Below are 17464 nucleotides of genomic sequence, written 5' to 3' on the forward strand. Positions count from 1 at the left end.
TGCCGTGAATGCGCGTGTCCATTGCCGCTCAAACGACTAGAATGAAGCGCGACGCGGCACACATGCCGATGAAGGCCAACATGAGAGACGACAACGTGGCTGCCGACATCACGGAAAACGAAGAGACGAGGGACGAAACTCGCCCACCTTTGCGGCGGCGCAAGGCGCACATTCGCGAGTCGAATGAAGCGCATTTATTGGCGTGTGCCGAAGCGGTTTTCGCGGAGCGAGGACTCGACGGAACCAGTACAGCGATGATCGCCGAACGCGCAGGCTTACCTAAAGCTAACCTGCATTACTACTTCCCGACAAAGCTCGCGTTGTACCGGCGTGTCCTGGAAGACCTGTTCGAAGACTGGCATCGCGCGGCCGATACGTTCGAATGCAGCGACGATCCAGTCGAAGCAATCGGCGGATACGTACGCGCAAAAATGGAACTGTCGCGCCGCCGGCCTTTGGGCTCGAAGGTGTGGGCGAGCGAGATCATCCACGGCGCGGAGCATATGGAGGACATTCTCACCGGACGCGTAAAGCCCTGGCTGGACAGCAGAGTGAAGGTCATCGACGACTGGATCGCGCGCGGGCTGCTGGCGCCGGTGAATGCGCAAACGCTGATGTACATGATCTGGGCAACCACTCAGCATTACGCCGACTTCGATGCGCAGATTCGCGCGCTGAGAGGCAAGCGCGCACTGACGCAGAAGGCGTTCGAAGCAACGACTGAGGAGGTTGTGCAGTTGGTGATCCGGGCGTGTGGAGCGGTGTCGCCGGCGCAACATGAAGACGGCGCGGACCCGTCGAGATAAAAAGCAAAAGCCCGGCTGCTTTTTTACTGTAGCCGGGCCTTTGCCCTATTGCGTGAAACGTGAACCACACTCGAAGCTTAGCGGTTCAATACGTCTCCAGATGCAGCCGCCCTTCACGCTTCAGCTTCATCCATAACGCGTCCCAGTCGAGTTGATGCTGTTCACCGATTTCCTTGAGCGCCTGCAACACACCGTCTTCCATACCCTTCAACCCGCACACGTAGATATGCGTGTTGTCGTCCTTGAGCATGTGCGCGACGTCAACCGCACGCTCGCGCATCGCGTCCTGCACGTAGCGTTTGGCCTGATCCGGCGTGCGCGAAAACGCCAGATTCGTATCGATGAAATCCTTCGGCAGATTCGTCAGCGGCCCAAAGTACGGCAATTCTTCTTTCGTGCGTGCGCCGAAGAACAGCATCAGCTTGCCGGTCGCGCCTTTCAGACGACGCCGCCTGCGATACTCGGTCATCGCGCGCATCGGCGCTGAACCCGTGCCCGTGCAAATCATCAGCAGATGCGAGTTCGGATGATTCGGCATCAGGAAGGTGCCGCCGAACGGGCCGATCACGCTCACCACGTCGCCCTTCTTCAGATCGCACAGATAATTCGAGCAGACCCCATCGAGCGCGTCGCCGTGCTGCTGGGAAACGCGCTTCACGGTAAGCGAAACGTTGTTATAGCCGGGCCGTTCGCCGTCGCGCGGGCTCGCAATCGAATACTGCCGTGCGTGATGGGTGCGGCCATCCGCGGTCGCTCCCGGCGGCAGAATGCCGATCGACTGCCCCTCCAGCACAGGAAAAGGCATCGACCCGAAATCGAGCACGATGTGATGGATGTCGCTATCGGTCGAGCCGTCGGTGAGCCGGTAATTGCCGACCACCGTCGCCGTAGTGGGCTCCTTATGCGTATAGAGATTCACGTACGGCTTTGCCGCGGACCACGGCGGCACGACCGACCCGCGCACGGTATCGACGTCAATACCGCTCGCGTCCGCCGGTGTATCGCCCGATGATCCCGTCGCCGCATCTTCCGCGGCCGGCACGGCTATTGTGTTCTGCTCAGGCAACACGTCCCATTTGAACTGCTCGTCGATGGGATACGCATCGGCTTTCAGCACCGTGCGCCAGTTATCGATCGCGCCGGTCGGACACGGCGGCACACACGCCATGCAACCGTTGCAGACATCCGCCTTGACCACATAATTGTTCTCGTCGTGCGTGATCGCATCGACCGGGCAAGTCTCTTCGCAGGTATTACAGCGAATGCAGATTTCCGGATCGATCAGATGCTGCCTGAGAACTTCGATCGATACTGGGCCGTTCATGACTTCCTCCACCCTATATTCGTGTGAATACGACGCACACGTTTTTAATCGCCGTACTCAGTTAAAGCGCACGTACTCAAAATCGACCGGCTGACGATTCACACCCATTGCCGGCGGCGCAATCCAGTTCGCGAACTTGCCGGGTTCGGTGACGGGGCCCATCAGCGAAGCGACATACGCACGGTCTTCCGGCGTGGCGAGCCACTTCGCTTCGTTCGCGGCCCATTCGGTCTCGCTGATCACACGGCCATCCGGCGATACACGGGTGTTCGCGAACGTGCCGATTTGCCGGTTGAATGCTTTATGCGGCACTGTCATGCGGAAATCGATACCCGCCTTTTCGAGCACCTTGTTCCAGCGGCCAACACCCGCCACCGAATCTTTAATATAGTCGTCGCGCAGCACTTCGTTCATGGCATTGAGCATCGGCACTTCACGTTCGACCAGCTTACCGTCCTGCACGTCGAGCAGTTTGTAGCTTTGACCGTTCAATTGATGGTCGTCGTCGCGCTTGTTCTCTTCATAGCGCCCCTTCAGACCTGAGCTATAGAACGTGGCCGCATTCGAGGAATGATCGGCGCCGAACAGGTCGATCGTCACCGAATAATGGAAGTTCAGATAACGCTGAATGGTCGGCAGATCGATCACGCCGGCCGCGCGAATCTTTGCGACGTCGTCCGTGCCCAGTTCGTTCATCACCTGCGCGGTGCGTTGCACGACGCGCGACACACCCGATTCGCCGACGAACATGTGATGCGCTTCTTCGGTCAACATGAACTTCGTGGTGCGTGCCAGCGGATCGAAACCCGACTCGGCGAGCGCCGACAACTGGAACTTACCGTCACGGTCGGTAAAGTACGTGAACATGTAGAACGCGAGCCAGTCCGGCGTTTTCTCGTTGAAGGCGCCGAGAATGCGCGGGTTGTCTTCGTCGCCCGAGCGGCGGCCGAGCAGTGCTTCGGCTTCCTCACGTCCATCGCGGCCGAAGTAGCGGTGCAATAGATACACCATCGCCCACAAGTGCCGGCCTTCTTCCACGTTCACCTGAAACAGGTTGCGCAGGTCGTACATCGACGGTGCGGTCAAACCCAGATGCCGTTGCTGCTCGACCGAAGCCGGTTCCGTATCGCCTTGCGTCACAATGATGCGGCGCAGATTCGCACGATGCTCGCCGGGCACGTCCTGCCACGCAGCCTCACCCTTGTGCTCGCCGAAATGAATCTTGCGGTCCTGCTCGCCCGGCGTGAGGAAGATGCCCCAGCGATAGTCCGGCATCTTCACGTGATCGAAATGCGCCCAACCGCCCGCGTCGACGCTCACCGCAGTGCGCAGATACACGTCATAGCCGTGTGAACCTTCCGGGCCCATATCGCCCCACCACGACAGAAAATTCGGCTGCCATTGTTCGAGCGCGCGTTGCAATGCACGGTCGTCGGCGAGATTGACGTTGTTCGGAATCTTTTCGCTGTAGTTGATCGTTGACATGGTCGGTTCCTTGGTCGGAAACTGCAGTGCTTGAGTATGAGAGGCGCGTATCAGGCAGGCGGCGTCGCTTTCAGTTGCGGCGCGTCGAAAGGGATCAAACGCGCGAGACGTCGAATTGCGCCTTGCTGCCCTTGCCGTACACCTTGAGCGCACCCTTCTCGCCCACTGCGTTCGGCCGGTTGAAGATCCAGTTCTGCCAGGCAGTGAGACGCCCGAAAATACGCGTCTCCATCGTTTCCGGGCCGTTGAAGCGCAGATTCGCTTCCAGGCCGGTCAATGCATCCGGCGACATCGCCGCGCGTTCTTCGAGCGCGATGCGGATTTCGTCGGCCCAATCGATATCGTCGGGCGACGCGGTCACGAGACCCAGGCGCTCGGCTTCAACGGGCTTGATCGCCTGGCCAATCTTCGAGCGCACCGCGTCAAGCGGTTCGACTTCTTCATAGAAGCGGCGAGCGAGGCGCGATTGATGCGTGACCATTGGATAAAGGCCGAAGTTGACTTCCGAAAGCGTGATCGCCGGCTCTTCGTCTTCATTGCTCGGCAACGCCGCCATATAGCTGCGGTCGCAGGCGAACGCGAGTTCCGCGAAGGTGCCCGCAAAGCATGAGCCCGGTTCGATCAGCGCGAACAGCGAACGCGACGACACGTCGATACGTGCCAGCGTGCGGCGCAGGAGGCCGATGGTCTCGCGCACGAACCAGTGGTCCTTGTGCTGCATCAGGGTGGCGTCGGCGGCGAGCAGATTACGGACGTCGCCTTCGGTCTTGAAGACCCAAGTGCCGACTTCGAGCTCGTTGGTGCGCATCGAGAGGATCGCGTCGTCGAGTTCGCGGGCGAACTGCAGCGGCCACCAGCTCGTGCCGGCGGCGACGATGGCGTCGATATCCGTGGGTTGTTCGGCTTGCGGGGTTTTCGCGGTGAAGGTGGCGATGCGCTTCGCACGATCGATCGTGATGTCGAGCGTTTTATAGGTCAGGCCGTCTTCGCGGTCGGTGCGTTCAATACGCGTGAGCACCACGCCTTGTGCGTCCGCAGGACGATCGCTTTGTTCGGCGAGCTCGAGCGCACGGGCCTGAATCGTCTGGTCGAACTGATTTGGCTTCACGACTTCATCCACCAGACGCCATGCCTTCGCGCGTTCACCGCGAATGCCTTCGACCACCGTGCAGAAGATGTCCGCACGATCGTGCCGCACCTTGCGTTTATCGGTGACGCGCGTCAGGCCGCCCGTGCCCGGCAGCACACCCAGCAGGGGCACTTCCGGCAGCGACACGGACGACGAACGGTCATCCACCAGATAGATTTCGTCGCAAGCGAGCGCAAGTTCGTAACCACCACCGGCGCACGCACCGTTCACGGCAGCGAGAAACTTCAGACCGGAATGACGCGACGAGTCTTCGAGACCGTTGCGTGTTTCGTTAGTGAACTTGCAGAAATTGACCTTCCACGCATGTGTCGACAGACCCAGCATGAAGATGTTCGCGCCCGAGCAGAACACGCGGTCCTTCAGGCTCGTCAGCACCACCGTTTTGACTTCAGGATGCTCGAAACGGATGCGCTGTATTGCGTCGTGCAGTTCGATGTCGACGCCGAGGTCGTACGAATTCAGCTTCAGCTTGTAGCCGTCACGGATCCCGCCGTCTTCAGCGATATCGATGCCGAGGGTCGCGACGGGACCGTTGAAACTCAGCTTCCAGTGCTTGTACTGCGAGGGATCGGTGCGGTAGTCAACCGGCGCGATTGCGGTTTCTGCTGTGGACATGGGACGTCTCCTGACTGGACGATGCAAAACTTGTTTTTTGAACAATAGTGCATCATCAAACCCATGTAAAGCACTTTAATGCATGTTCGCTAGTAAACCCTGACATTGCACTGCATTTCAGCTCACCCGTACTTCGTCCGGTGATTCCGCTGCGAGCCTTGCAGCAAGCCTGTCACGCAGCTGCAAATAGGCGTCGGCCAAGGTTTTCTCGCTGGTGTCGAAGGTCATGTCAGCACGGCCGTACAGCTCGCTGCGCCCCGCCAGGATGCGCTTGAGGTCGTCCATCGCTTCCTTGTTGCCGGACATCGGCCGCAGGTCGCCTTGCGCGACGACGCGGCGCATATGCTCTTCCGGCGTGGCTTGCAGCCATACGGTGAAACAGTGCGACAGCAGCGCGTTGAAGGTGCCCGACTCCGACACCAGCCCACCTGGCGACGCGATCACCGCGCGCTCATGCTCCTGAATCACCGCGTCGAGCGCCCGGTGCTCATAGCGCCGGTATGCGCTCGCGCCGTAAAGGGAATGAATCTCCGACGGCGGACAGCCCGCGAGTTGCTCGATCACGCGCGTGAGTTCGACGAACGGCACCTTGCGCTCCTGCGCCAGCATCCGTCCGAAAGTCGACTTGCCGGCCCCGCGCAGCCCGATCAGCGCGATCCGGTCCTTGCGATGCGGGTCGCGCGGCGCCTGCGCGAACATGTCGGCCAGCGCCACGCGTGCGCGTTGTAAGGCCGCCTGGTCGCGTCCTTGCAGCAGTTCGCGGATCAGCAGCCATTCAGCGGAAGCGGTGGTTTCGTCGCCGATCACCTCGGCCAGCGGACAGTTCAGCGTCGCCGCGATCTGTCGCAACACCAGTACCGACGCATTCCCCACGCCCGATTCCAGATTCGCCAGATGACGCTCCGACAAGCCGGTTTCAGTCGCCAGCGTCTTGCGCGTCATGCCGCGGCGCGCCCGCAGCAGCCGCACGCGATCTCCCATCGCCGTCAGGAAAGGATCGCGCTCCTCACGCTCGCCGACACGTTCCGCCCCGCCGTCGGCCCCGGGGTTGGTCCGGCCCGCTCGGCTTGCGTCCTCATCGGCAGGGTCGTCCAGCGGCGCGGGAGAGTAATTTTGATTCATGTTTAACTACCTCTTGACTGCGTTACATGTACTATAGTGCTTGACACGCACTGAGTGAACGGTTAATTTTCGCCAAATATCGATCCAATAACAAACGCTGTCGAGGTTTTTCGACGGCATCACGGAGAAGGCGCGGCAACACGCATGAATTAAGGTGCGTGCGCGCGCTGATCTGGAGGCTCACATGTCCCCACATGAGTTCCAGCGCCTGATTGCTGGCGTGACAGAGCAACTCGCCAGCCGGCCGCTCGACGGCGCGCTGGCTACGTGGCTCAACGATACCTATCCCGCGGATAGCGCGACCTTCCGCGATTTCGCCGATGCCTGCCGCACCGGCGTAGCCGACGGCTGGCTGTGCAACCGCGAAGGCGGCGGCATTCGCTATGGCCGGATCTTCAAGGCGCTGCCGGATACCCACGGCTTTTCCGTCGACGTAGTCGATATGAAGGATATTGCCGGTCCGCATCACGTTCACCCTAACGGCGAAATCGATCTGATCATGCCGCTCACCGAGGGCGCCACCTTCGACGGTCATCCGGCCGGCTGGTGCGTGTACGGCCCTGGCAGCGCGCATCGTCCGACCGTTACGAATGGGCAGGCGCTGGTGCTGTATCTGCTGCCGCAAGGCGCGATTGAATTCACCGCCTCACCTTCCGCCTGAGACTCGCCATGACCGAACTATTGAAAAACTACGTTGCTGGCCAATGGGTCGCGGGAGGCGGTGAAGGTGTGACGCTAACCGACCCGATCACCGGCGAAGCGCTCGTGCGCGTGTCGAGCCAGGGCCTGGATCTCGCTCATGCATTTGGCTTCGCTCGAGAAGACGGCGGCGCAGCTTTACGTGAGTTGACCTATGCGCAGCGCGCCACCCGTCTCGCTGAGATCGTCAAACTGTTGCAAGCGAAGCGCGACGACTACTATGCGATCGCGACCGCGAACTCGGGCACCACGCGCAATGATTCGGCGGTCGACATCGACGGTGGCATCTTCACGCTGTCGTACTACGCGAAACTCGGTGCGTCGCTCGGCGACGTCCATGCGCTGCGCGACGGCAGCGCCGTATCGTTGAGCAAAGATCAATCGTTCAGCGTGCAGCATGTGCTCACGCCGACACGCGGTGTCGCGCTCTTCATCAACGCGTTCAATTTTCCGTCGTGGGGCTTGTGGGAGAAAGCAGCGCCCGCGTTGTTATCCGGCGTGCCTGTCATCATCAAGCCCGCCACCGCGACGGCATGGCTCACGCAACGAATGGTGGCCGATGTGATCGACGCAGGCATTCTTCCGCCTGGCGCGTTGTCCGTCATCTGCGGTAGTTCAGTGGGCCTGCTCGATCAGATTCAGGCATTCGACGTGGTGTCATTCACCGGCTCCGCGGAAACCGCCGCAATGTTGCGCGCGCATCCGGCTTTCGTCGAGCGCGGTGCGCGTCTGAATGTCGAAGCCGACAGCCTCAACAGCGCCATTCTCTGTGCCGACGCAACGCCCGGTACGCCAGCCTTCGAACTGTTCATCAAGGAGGTGGTGCGGGAAATGACCGTGAAGTCCGGACAGAAATGCACGGCGATCCGGCGCGCGTTCGTGCCGGAAGCATCGCTCGAAGCAGTGCTCGATGCACTCAAAGCAAAGCTCGCGAAAATAACCGTCGGCAATCCGCGCAACGACGCGGTACGGATGGGCTCACTCGTGAGCCGCGAGCAGTACGAGAACGTGCTGGCCGGCATCGCCGCGTTGCGCGAAGAAGCCGTGCTCGCGTATGACGGCTCGGGTGCACCCCTTATCGATGCGGACGCAACGATCGCGGCTTGCATGGCGCCGCATCTGTTCGTGGTCAACGACCCCGATAGCGCGACGCTGCTGCACGACGTCGAAGTGTTTGGACCTGTGGCAAGCGTGGCGCCCTATCGCGTTGCCCCAGCAGCACACGGCACCCTCCCAGAAGCGCACGCCATCGCACTGGCGCGACGCGGCCAGGGTTCACTCGTCGCATCGATCTATTCGAACGACGACGCGCATCTCGGCAAACTCGCACTGGAACTCGCCGATTCGCATGGGCGCGTGCACGCGATTTCGCCTTCGGTCCAGCAGAGTCAAACCGGCCACGGCAACGTGATGCCGATGTCGCTGCATGGCGGACCGGGCCGCGCGGGCGGCGGCGAAGAGCTCGGCGGCCTGCGTGCGCTGGGTTTCTATCACAGGCGCTCGGCCGTTCAGGCATCGAGCGTGGCAATCGCCGCATTGACGCAAACCACGCATTTGCCCGCAGCGTAGCCGCACAAGATAAGCAGCAAGCAATGAGGTAGCAAGCATCGAGCGGATCATGAGCACATAACCGCCGGACCGCCCCCACCCGATGGAGGAGACATATGGAAGCCCTGCTGGAACCGGCTGCGAGTCAGCCCGCCGCGACAGTCGAACCGCCGCCCGCGGTATTTAATTTCGCAGCCTACCTGTTTCGACTGAATGAATCGCGCGCGGCCAAGGCCGCTTATATCGACGACACCGGCACCACCACCTACGGCGAACTAGAAGAACGGGCCCGGCGTTTCGCAAGCGCATTGCGCACCCTGGGCGTCCATCCGGAAGAACGCGTGCTGCTGGTGATGCTCGATACCGTCGAACTGCCGATCGCCTTTCTCGGTGCACTCTATGCGGGCGTCGTGCCAGTAGTCGCGAACACGCTGCTCACCGCGGCCGACTATGTGTACATGCTGACGCACAGCCACGCGCGCGCCGTGATCGCATCGGGTGCCTTGCTGTCGAATGTGACGCAGGCGATGGATACGGCGGAACATGACGGTTGCCAGCTGATCGTTTCACAGCCGCCCGAAAACGAGCCGTTAATCGCGCCGCTACTCAAGGATCTGATCGACGCGGCCACGCCGGCCATTAAAGCGCCCACGACAGGTTGCGATGATATTGCGTTCTGGCTGTATTCGTCAGGATCGACCGGCAAACCGAAAGGCACTGTTCACACGCATGCAAATCTGTACTGGACTGCTGAGCTGTACGCGAAGCCGATTCTTGGCATTGTCGAAAGCGATGTGGTTTTCTCGGCGGCCAAATTGTTCTTTGCGTATGGTCTGGGCAACGGTCTGACGTTCCCGCTTTCGGTCGGTGCTACGGCTGTATTGATGGCCGAGCGCCCCACCGCCGAGGCCATTTTCACGCGCCTTGTGCGGCACCGTCCGACCATTTTCTACGGCGTGCCGACGCTGTACGCGAGTATGCTCGTGTGCCCTAACCTGCCCGCGCGCGCCGATGTCGCGATGCGCGTGTGCACGTCGGCGGGCGAAGCACTGCCGCGCGAAATTGGCGAGCGCTTTACAGCACACTTCGGCTGCGAGATTCTCGACGGTATCGGCTCGACCGAGATGCTGCATATCTTCCTGTCGAATCGCGCGGGCGCGGTCGAATACGGCACCACGGGCCGCCCCGTGCCCGGCTATGAAATCGAACTGCGCGACGAAGCCGGTCACGCGGTGCCTGACGGCGAAGTCGGCGATCTGTATATCAAAGGGCCGAGTGCTGCGCTCATGTATTGGAGTAATCGCGAGAAGTCGCGTGCGACGTTCCTCGGCGAGTGGATTCGCAGTGGCGACAAATACTGCCGCCTGGCGAACGGTTGCTACGTGTACGCGGGCCGCAGCGACGACATGCTGAAAGTGAGCGGCCAGTACGTATCGCCCGTCGAAGTGGAAATGGTCCTGGTGCAGCACGATGCGGTGCTGGAAGCGGCGGTGGTCGGCGTAGATCATGGCGGCCTTGTGAAGACCCGCGCATTCGTGGTGTTGAAGCGCGAATTCGCGCCGTCTGAGATACTCGTGGATGAGTTGAAAGCTTTCGTCAAGGAGCGGCTCGCGCCGCATAAGTATCCGCGCGATATTTTATTCGTCGACGATTTGCCAAAAACGGCTACCGGCAAGATTCAACGCTTCAAACTGCGCGAGCAGTCATAAGGTGATCCATGCAGAACCCCACAACCTCAACCTTCGTTAGCGACTTCGCTGAGTTGCCTGCCACGGCGTCGCGTGGGCCGTTGCGCATCGAATATCGTCGGGTGAATGAGGCAGCAGGCAATGCGCCCATCGCCGTCTTCCTGCACGAAGGACTCGGCTCGATTGCAATGTGGCGTGACTGGCCACAAGCATTGTGCGATCGGCTCGGCATGCGTGGCCTCGTCTATTCGCGGCCCGGTTACGGATTCTCGACACCGCGTGCGCATGAGGTCAAATGGCCGGTGGATTTCATGACGGAACAAGCATGCGATATCCTGCCCGCGTTGCTCGACGCACTCGATATCGACATGCAAGAACGCAAGCGCATGTGGGTCGTCGGCCATAGCGACGGCGGTTCGATCGCGCTGTTGTATGCAGCGCTGCATCCGGACGCATTGGCCGGAGCCGTGGCGATTGCACCCCACGTATTCGTCGAAGATATCTCGGTGGAAAGCATTGCGCAGACCAAAGATCTCTACGAAACCACGGATCTGCGCAGCAAACTCAGCCGCTATCACGCCGACGTCGATTCCGCGTTTTATGGCTGGAACGATATCTGGTTGAATCCGGCGTTCAGGGAATGGAGCATCGCCGACGAACTAGCCGCTATCAAGCAACCTCTACTCGCGGTGCAAGGTCACGACGACAACTACGGCACGATGGCGCAGATCGATACGATTGCCGAGCACGTGCCGCATGCGCAACTGGTCAAACTCGACGCTTGCGGACACTCGCCGCATCGCGATGCACCGGATGTGTTGAATGAGGCAATTGCGGCTTTCGTTGCGAAACAGCGCTAGCCGAGAACGACTGCATTGGAACACCGTGCAACTGCGCAGCCTCGGCGCAGTTTTTTTATGCGGCATAGTAAGGCCCCGCCTTTGCCGCTGCCGGAGCAACGGACAGCGGCGCGCCTTCCTGCACGTCGCGCGATAATGAGCATCGAACGTTTTATATATGACCCCATCGCGGCGCATCCTCAAGACACGCCGCGATCAGACCTCCTCCCGCTCAAATCACGGTAGAAAGCCCCAACGTCAACACCAGCGCCGTGACCGAAATAATCGTTTCGCAAACGGTCCACGTCTTGAAGGTCTGCGGCACGGTCATGCCGAGGTACTCTTTCACCAACCAGAAGCCGCCGTCGTTCACGTGCGACAGAATGAGCGAACCCGCACCGGTGGCCAGCACCAGCAACTCGGGTCGCACACCGCCCACCGTGCCTGCCGCCGCTGCCGCGATCGGTGCAATGATGCCGGCCGCCGTCGCCATCGCTACCGTCGCGGAACCGGTCGCCACACGGATCAAAGCCGCCACCAGCCACGCGAGAATCAACAGAGGCACATGCGCGCCCGTCGCGACATCGACGATGGCCTTCGACGCACCGCTATCGATCAGAATGCGCCCGAAACCCGCGCCCGCCCCGACCACCAGCGTGATACTCGCAGTCGGCGCAAGACACTCGTTGGTAAACTTGAGGATCTGCTCGCGGTTAAAGCCGCGCGACTTGCCGAACGTGTAGAAGCTCAACAGCACGGCCAGCAGCAAAGCCATGTCCGGATGTCCAATCAGGCGCAGCGCGCTGTTCAGCGACGATTTGGCCGGCACGATCGCATCGGCCCAGCTGCCGACCAGCATCAACAACACTGGCAACAGCACCGTCAACAACGTGATGCCGAAGCCCGGCAGTTCCTGATGCGAGCGCTTTGCGTCCTGTTCGATGAACTGCTGCGCCATCGGGTTGAAACCGTCGAGCACGACAAAGCGAGCGATCAGCTTGGAAAACAGCGGACCCGCAATGGCCGCCGTCGGAATGCCGACGATCAGCGCGTAGAAAATCGTGTGACCGATATCCGCGTTGTACGCAGTGACCGCGAGCAACGCAGCCGGATGCGGCGGAATCAGACCGTGTACGACAGACAAGCCCGCCACCATCGGAATGCCGACGCGAATCATCGACGTACCCGTTCGCTGGGCGACATTGAACGCGATCGGAATCAGCAGCACGAAACCGACTTCAAAGAACACCGGCAAGCCGACGAGAAACGCGATGCACATCATCGCCCAATGCACGTTCTTCGGCCCGAACAGGCTGATCAGCGTGCGCGCGATACGTTCGGCGCCGCCCGACTCTGCCATCATCTTGCCGAGCATCGTGCCGAGACCGACGACGATGGCAATGTGACCGAGCGTGCCCCCCACGCCGGTTTCGAAGGACTTGAGAATCGACGTCGCCGGCATACCGACGGCCAGCGCCAACGCCACCGACACCATCATCAACGTGATGAAGGGATTCATCTTGAAGCGCGCGATCAGTACGACCAGCGCGATGATGGCAATCAATGCATAGACGAGTAACAGACTTCCTTGAACGGTCGCCATAGGTGCTCCTGAAGAGAAAGATCCGCGCCGCAGCTTCCGTTAAGCGGAATGTTGTACGAGCAGCGGCGCGGGCGGCGTACTTAGAACTTGTGGCGGATGCCGGCGACGGTCACGAACTGGCCGTTGTTGCTCGACGGATTCGAAATGCCTTCGACCCATGCGTGCGAACCGGAGGCGCGCTGGTAGATCCCGTTCAAGTAGAGGTCGGTGGTCTTCGACAGGAAGTATTCGCCGCCGACGCTCAACTGGTTGTAGTGAGCATTGGTGGCCGTGGTGCCGCTGGTGTTCTGCGTCGTGTAGATGTAGCCAAGCGCGAGCAGCGTAGCCGGCGTGAACTGATACTTCAGGCTGGCTTCATAGTTGGCGAAACGCAGGCTGCCGCCGCTGAGCAACTGGAATTGCGAGTTCGTGTACAGCAGCGCGACGGTGGCTGGGCCAAACACGTACGAACCGCCCGCGCCCCACACCTGGTTGCGCTTCACGCCGCTGATGATCGACGAACTGGTGCTGTAGTAGTTGTCAGACGGTGCCGCGCCCGCAGTGCCGGTGGCCGGCTGATTGACCAGCGAGTAAGCAGCGTCCAGGTGGAGCGGGCCGTTTACGTAATCTGCGCCGACGCTCCATGCGCGGTTGTTGGCGAACTCGCCCGCGGTGTTCGAGAACGCGTACATTGCGTTCGCGGTGAACCCTGCATACGTCGGCGTGGTGTACTTGACCGCGTTGTTGGTGCGATACGTGTTGTTGATATCGTCGTTGTCGTAGATCGCGTTGCCGTACTGGCTCATTGCGCCGACGCCATTGATCTGCATGTTCGACAGATAGTCCTGCACGCTGTTGTACTGACGACCGAGCGTAATCGTGCCCGCCGTGTTGTTGGAGAGCGCGATCCATGCACTACGGCCAAATATGCGACCACCCTGACCGGATGCACCGCTCTCGAGGCTGAAGCCATTTTCGAGCTTGAACATGACCTTGTTGCCGCCGCCCAGATCTTCGGTGCCGAGCAGACCCCAGCGCGAACCCTGCACATTGCCCTGCGTCGCCTGATACGCCTTTTCACCCTTCTGGTTATTGGTGAACGTAAAGCCGGCATCCACAATGCCGTATAGCGTCACGCTGCTTTGCGCGTGGGCGGCCTGCGCGGCGAGTCCGGCGGCAGCGAATGCGATAGCCGTACGAAGAATCTGCTTGTGCATCATGGTTTCCTCAAGTCGATAGAGAAATGAACGCCGGTTACACGGTGATGTTCCGGCGATATAAGTAGTACTAAGCGGGCAAGTCAAAACGGCACCGAAACGAAGTCCGGTGCTACGGTCAAACAACAGTCATCGGTGAATCGATATGAAGCAGGAGAAAATCAATCAGGCCAATTCCGACGCGCGGCAATACGGCGCGCGTCTCGCTGATAAAACGGCGTTACGATGGGTTCGGGCAACTGTCGCGCGCACTCCAACTCAGCAATGAGTCGAGCCAGGACGATCTGTTCTTCGCCCGGATGCAGGTTGCACGGGTCGAGGAAAAAGAAATGCAGTTCCGCTTCATGATCGCGCACGATCACCGGCGCCTCGCCTTCGGGCGGCCGCGCGAGCGCATCGGCAAGATCCCACGCAGTGATCCGAGCCTGCTTTGGATCGATATGCAGTTTCAGACGCTCGAGCGGATTGCCGGTCGGGTCGGCATCAATCTCCGCCCGTACACCGTCGCATCGGCTCAGGGTCTCGCGCCACAGCGTGAGGTAGCCACGCTCGCGAGCGCGAACCGCAGCATGGTCGCGCTGCTGCCATTGTTCAAGCGCGGCGATCGCGCCGACAACGCCTTCCTTGCCGACTTTCATGCAACGGCCAATGCCGCCGTTCTGGAAATACGCGGCACGTACCAGTGCTTTCTTACCCGCGACAATGCCGGCGGTCAGCCCGCCGAGAAATTTGTGCGCCGAGTAGAGCGCGAGATCGGCGCCGGCTGCAATGAAGCGTTTGAGGTCGTATTCGGAAGCCGCATCGACAATCACGGGCACGCCCTTCGCATGCGCGAGCGCAATGAATTCTTCGAGCGGGATCATGCCGAATTGCACCGTATGATGCGAAACCACGTAAAGCGCCGCAGCCGTGCGTTCGGTGATGGCGGTATTCAGTTGATAGCCGTGCGCTTCGGTCGCCGCGCCTACCGGCACGACGCGCGCGCCCGACAGACGGATCGCCTGGTCCACCGGTGCGCCATAATTGACGAGGTGGCCGGTTTGAATCACGACTTCATTGCGCGGCATGGCGGCCGTGTCGGGAAGCCGTTCGATCAGGCCGTGATCGTCGCCTGTCATGGCGGCGGCGATGGAAAGCGTGATCGCTGCCGAACACGATGCAGTGATGTACCCGGCTTCGCTGCAGCACGCTTCGGCGATCGCCGCCGAGGCTCTGCGTTGCAGATCGTCGATCTCGACGAATTGCGGCAGCACTTGCGCCACCAGGTCGATTACCGGTGCGCTAACAGTGGACGCGCCCAGACTCGTCATCGTGCCCGAAGCATTGATGACAGGGCGTAAGCCAAAGCGAGAGCGAATGTCCATGAAGCGCCTCCAACTCGGTATTTCTTAATTATGGAATATATGTTGTAATTGCGGATTAGTCTAGCATACAATCACCCTGCGTCAACTGGACAAAAACAACCCGCGTCAGAGGAGCACGATGGCTCGCACGTCCCGATCTTCCGCATCTGAATCAGTCCCTGCTTCGGCACCCGCCGGCGCGAAAGCGCAGGTTGAAGCTGCCGCGCCACGCACGCGCACCAGCGCGATCGATCGCGCTGTACAGATTCTCGACGCGCTCCAGCACGCGAACCGTCCCGCCACTGCGTACGAGGTCGCGCGCATGGTCGGCGCGCCGTTGTCCACCGTGTATTCGATCATCAACGATCTGGTTGAGAAGAACCTGTTGGCGCGGCGCATGGACGGTACGATCTGGCTCGGCTCGCGTCTGTATGGTTACGGTTTGACGTACGCCAGCTCGCTCGACTACCTCGCGGTCGCGCATGAGGAAATGCAGCGTCTCTCCGCCGAAGTCGAAGAGACCGTGCAGGTCTGCGGACTTGAAGACGGCATGATGGTGGTACAGCAAATGGCCGAAGGGCCGCGGCATTTTCGTGTGACTTCGCGCGTGGGCAGTCGCGTGCCGCTCAACTGGACCGCATCCGGCCGGTTGCTCGTGGGGCATCTGCCGGATGCCGAACGGGTCGCGTTTTTTGCGCAGCATGCGCAAAGCTCGCCCACCGGTCGTGCGGAAACGCGGCCGCAGGTGCTCGCACAGGTTGCCCGCGAAGCGTTGGAAGCGCGGCTGTCGATTCAGATCGGCGAATCGGATGCGTCCGTGGCGTGCCTCGCGGCGCCCGTGCTCGATAACACCGGTACGTGTGTGTTCACGATTTCGATCGTGATGCCCGAGGCGAAAGCCGCCCTTGGCACCGAACGTTTCGCGCTCGCCGTGCAAGCAGTGGCCGCCCGCATCGAAGCGCGCCTCGGCTGGCGGCATCGCGAGCAGGAGCCGGCGGCGTAACGCCGCCCAAAGCCCCCAGCACGAAGCCTTAAATCCCACCCTGCGCGCAACGCTTACTCCTTAAAGACCGCTCACCATCACTTCCTCATCGATGAACTGCTACGACCGGCTGCACACGCGCGGCCTCAAGCTCCCGCAAGTGCCGACGCCGATCGGCAATTTCACTCACTGCACACGCGAGGGGAATCTGCTGTTTCTGTCCGGCCAGGGTCCGCTAGACGAAAACGGTTCGCTGATGACCGGCAAGGTCGGCGCCACCGTCAGCGCGGACGAAGCGTACCGGCACGCGCAGATGGTCGGCCTGAATCTGCTCGCCGTGCTGCACAACGAACTGGGCGATCTGCGGCGCGTGAAGCGCGTCGTCAAGCTGCTGGGCATGGTCAACGCGGCGCCGGACTTCACTGAGCACCCGCGCGTGATCAACGGCTGCTCGGATCTATTCGTCGATGTATTCGGCGATGCCGGTCGCCATTCACGCTCGGCGGTCGGCGTGGGTTCCCTGCCGGGCAATATCACGGTCGAGATCGAAGCGATCGTCGCAATCCAGGATTGACGGTCGCCCAATTCTCAACAAATACCCAAATTTCCACATCTTCACAAAAGTTACACAGGTCAGCGACTATTCTTGCGCATCGCTGACCTGGGCACGTGGATGCCTTGGCGCATCCTCCCCGTGCCGGAGACATTGCCATGTCCGTTATGTCGAAGCCGACTGCTGCCTTACATCGCAAACGTTTGGCAGTTGCGCTGATTGCCGTGTCCTTATGCGGCCTGCTTGGCGCCTGCGGCAACGACGACCGGGCACCGGACACGAGCGCCACGAGTTCTACCGACGGTGCCGGCGATAACGGCGGCGCTTCGCAGGTCCTGTCGGCAAATCCGTTGTCCGCCTCACCAGCGTTACCTGCACTCACGATTCAAACCCCAGCACTGCCCGCATCAAACGCCGACACGGCTCAGTCCGCTGCCGCATCGACGCGGCTCGCCACACCCGTCATCCACACCGTAGATTGAGTTCCGCGCCCCACGCGATGCGCGGCTCA

General features: G+C 60.9%; 15 protein-coding genes. 8 read left to right on the forward strand and 7 right to left on the reverse strand.

All coding sequences use genetic code 11. The features are described from left to right. The first annotated feature begins 41 nt into the window (after positions 1 to 41). Complete coding sequence (locus tag PQQ52_RS30645; RefSeq protein WP_408220022.1) at positions 42 to 806, forward strand: TetR/AcrR family transcriptional regulator; 765 nt, start codon at positions 42 to 44, stop codon at positions 804 to 806. 85 nt (positions 807 to 891) lie between these two features. On the opposite strand, the gene boxA is transcribed toward PQQ52_RS30645, so the two are convergent. From boxA to PQQ52_RS30665, 4 genes are all read right to left on the reverse strand, one after another. Then, positions 892 to 2130, reverse strand: coding sequence for a benzoyl-CoA 2,3-epoxidase subunit BoxA (boxA, locus tag PQQ52_RS30650; protein WP_408220025.1), 1239 nt, complete (start codon positions 2128 to 2130; stop codon positions 892 to 894). A 57-nt stretch (positions 2131 to 2187) separates the two neighbouring features. Next, positions 2188 to 3615: a benzoyl-CoA 2,3-epoxidase subunit BoxB gene (gene boxB / locus PQQ52_RS30655; RefSeq protein WP_408220028.1), complete on the reverse strand. Its 1428-nt coding sequence runs from the start codon at positions 3613 to 3615 to the stop codon at positions 2188 to 2190. A gap of 94 nt (positions 3616 to 3709) precedes the next feature. Beyond that, positions 3710 to 5380, reverse strand: a complete 1671-nt coding sequence (boxC, locus tag PQQ52_RS30660) for a 2,3-epoxybenzoyl-CoA dihydrolase (protein WP_408220031.1) — start codon at positions 5378 to 5380, stop codon at positions 3710 to 3712. Positions 5381 to 5497: 117 nt separating this feature from the next. Next, positions 5498 to 6502 (reverse strand): helix-turn-helix transcriptional regulator, encoded by a 1005-nt coding sequence (locus PQQ52_RS30665; protein ID WP_408220034.1) that lies wholly within the window; start codon positions 6500 to 6502, stop codon positions 5498 to 5500. A gap of 184 nt (positions 6503 to 6686) precedes the next feature. Between PQQ52_RS30665 and PQQ52_RS30670 the strand changes: the two genes are divergently transcribed. The 4 genes from PQQ52_RS30670 (at position 6687) to PQQ52_RS30685 (ending at position 11297) form a co-directional block, all read left to right on the forward strand. Continuing rightward, entirely contained in the window at positions 6687 to 7163 is a 477-nt protein-coding gene (locus PQQ52_RS30670) for a DUF4863 family protein (protein WP_408220037.1), read from the forward strand. Positions 7164 to 7171: 8 nt separating this feature from the next. Then, positions 7172 to 8770, forward strand: coding sequence for a 3,4-dehydroadipyl-CoA semialdehyde dehydrogenase (locus PQQ52_RS30675; protein ID WP_408220040.1), 1599 nt, complete (start codon positions 7172 to 7174; stop codon positions 8768 to 8770). 95 nt (positions 8771 to 8865) lie between these two features. Further along, complete coding sequence (locus tag PQQ52_RS30680; protein ID WP_408220042.1) at positions 8866 to 10458, forward strand: benzoate-CoA ligase family protein; 1593 nt, start codon at positions 8866 to 8868, stop codon at positions 10456 to 10458. 8 nt (positions 10459 to 10466) lie between these two features. Then, positions 10467 to 11297 carry an alpha/beta fold hydrolase gene (locus tag PQQ52_RS30685; protein WP_408220045.1) on the forward strand — a complete coding sequence of 277 codons (831 nt, stop codon included), beginning with the start codon at positions 10467 to 10469 and terminating at the stop codon, positions 11295 to 11297. 211 nt (positions 11298 to 11508) lie between these two features. Here PQQ52_RS30685 and PQQ52_RS30690 read toward each other — a convergent pair whose 3' ends face one another. The 3 genes from PQQ52_RS30690 to PQQ52_RS30700 form a co-directional block, all read right to left on the reverse strand. Next, positions 11509 to 12879: a GntT/GntP/DsdX family permease gene (locus tag PQQ52_RS30690; protein ID WP_408220048.1), complete on the reverse strand. Its 1371-nt coding sequence runs from the start codon at positions 12877 to 12879 to the stop codon at positions 11509 to 11511. 80 nt (positions 12880 to 12959) lie between these two features. After that, positions 12960 to 14078, reverse strand: a complete 1119-nt coding sequence (locus PQQ52_RS30695; protein WP_494478225.1) for a porin — start codon at positions 14076 to 14078, stop codon at positions 12960 to 12962. A gap of 158 nt (positions 14079 to 14236) precedes the next feature. Then, complete coding sequence (locus PQQ52_RS30700; RefSeq protein WP_408220051.1) at positions 14237 to 15439, reverse strand: aminotransferase class V-fold PLP-dependent enzyme; 1203 nt, start codon at positions 15437 to 15439, stop codon at positions 14237 to 14239. A 118-nt stretch (positions 15440 to 15557) separates the two neighbouring features. On the opposite strand from PQQ52_RS30700, the gene PQQ52_RS30705 reads away from it, so the two are divergent. From PQQ52_RS30705 to PQQ52_RS30715, 3 genes are all read left to right on the forward strand, one after another. After that, positions 15558 to 16421 carry an IclR family transcriptional regulator gene (locus PQQ52_RS30705; RefSeq protein WP_408220054.1) on the forward strand — a complete coding sequence of 288 codons (864 nt, stop codon included), beginning with the start codon at positions 15558 to 15560 and terminating at the stop codon, positions 16419 to 16421. Positions 16422 to 16512: 91 nt separating this feature from the next. After that, positions 16513 to 16974, forward strand: a complete 462-nt coding sequence (locus PQQ52_RS30710; RefSeq protein ID WP_408220057.1) for a RidA family protein — start codon at positions 16513 to 16515, stop codon at positions 16972 to 16974. Positions 16975 to 17111: 137 nt separating this feature from the next. Continuing rightward, positions 17112 to 17435, forward strand: coding sequence for a hypothetical protein (locus PQQ52_RS30715; RefSeq protein WP_408220060.1), 324 nt, complete (start codon positions 17112 to 17114; stop codon positions 17433 to 17435). Positions 17436 to 17464 lie beyond the last annotated feature (29 nt).

Origin of the sequence: Paraburkholderia sediminicola (genome assembly GCF_046030555.1) — a bacterium.
Lineage (GTDB): Bacteria > Pseudomonadota > Gammaproteobacteria > Burkholderiales > Burkholderiaceae > Paraburkholderia > Paraburkholderia sediminicola_E.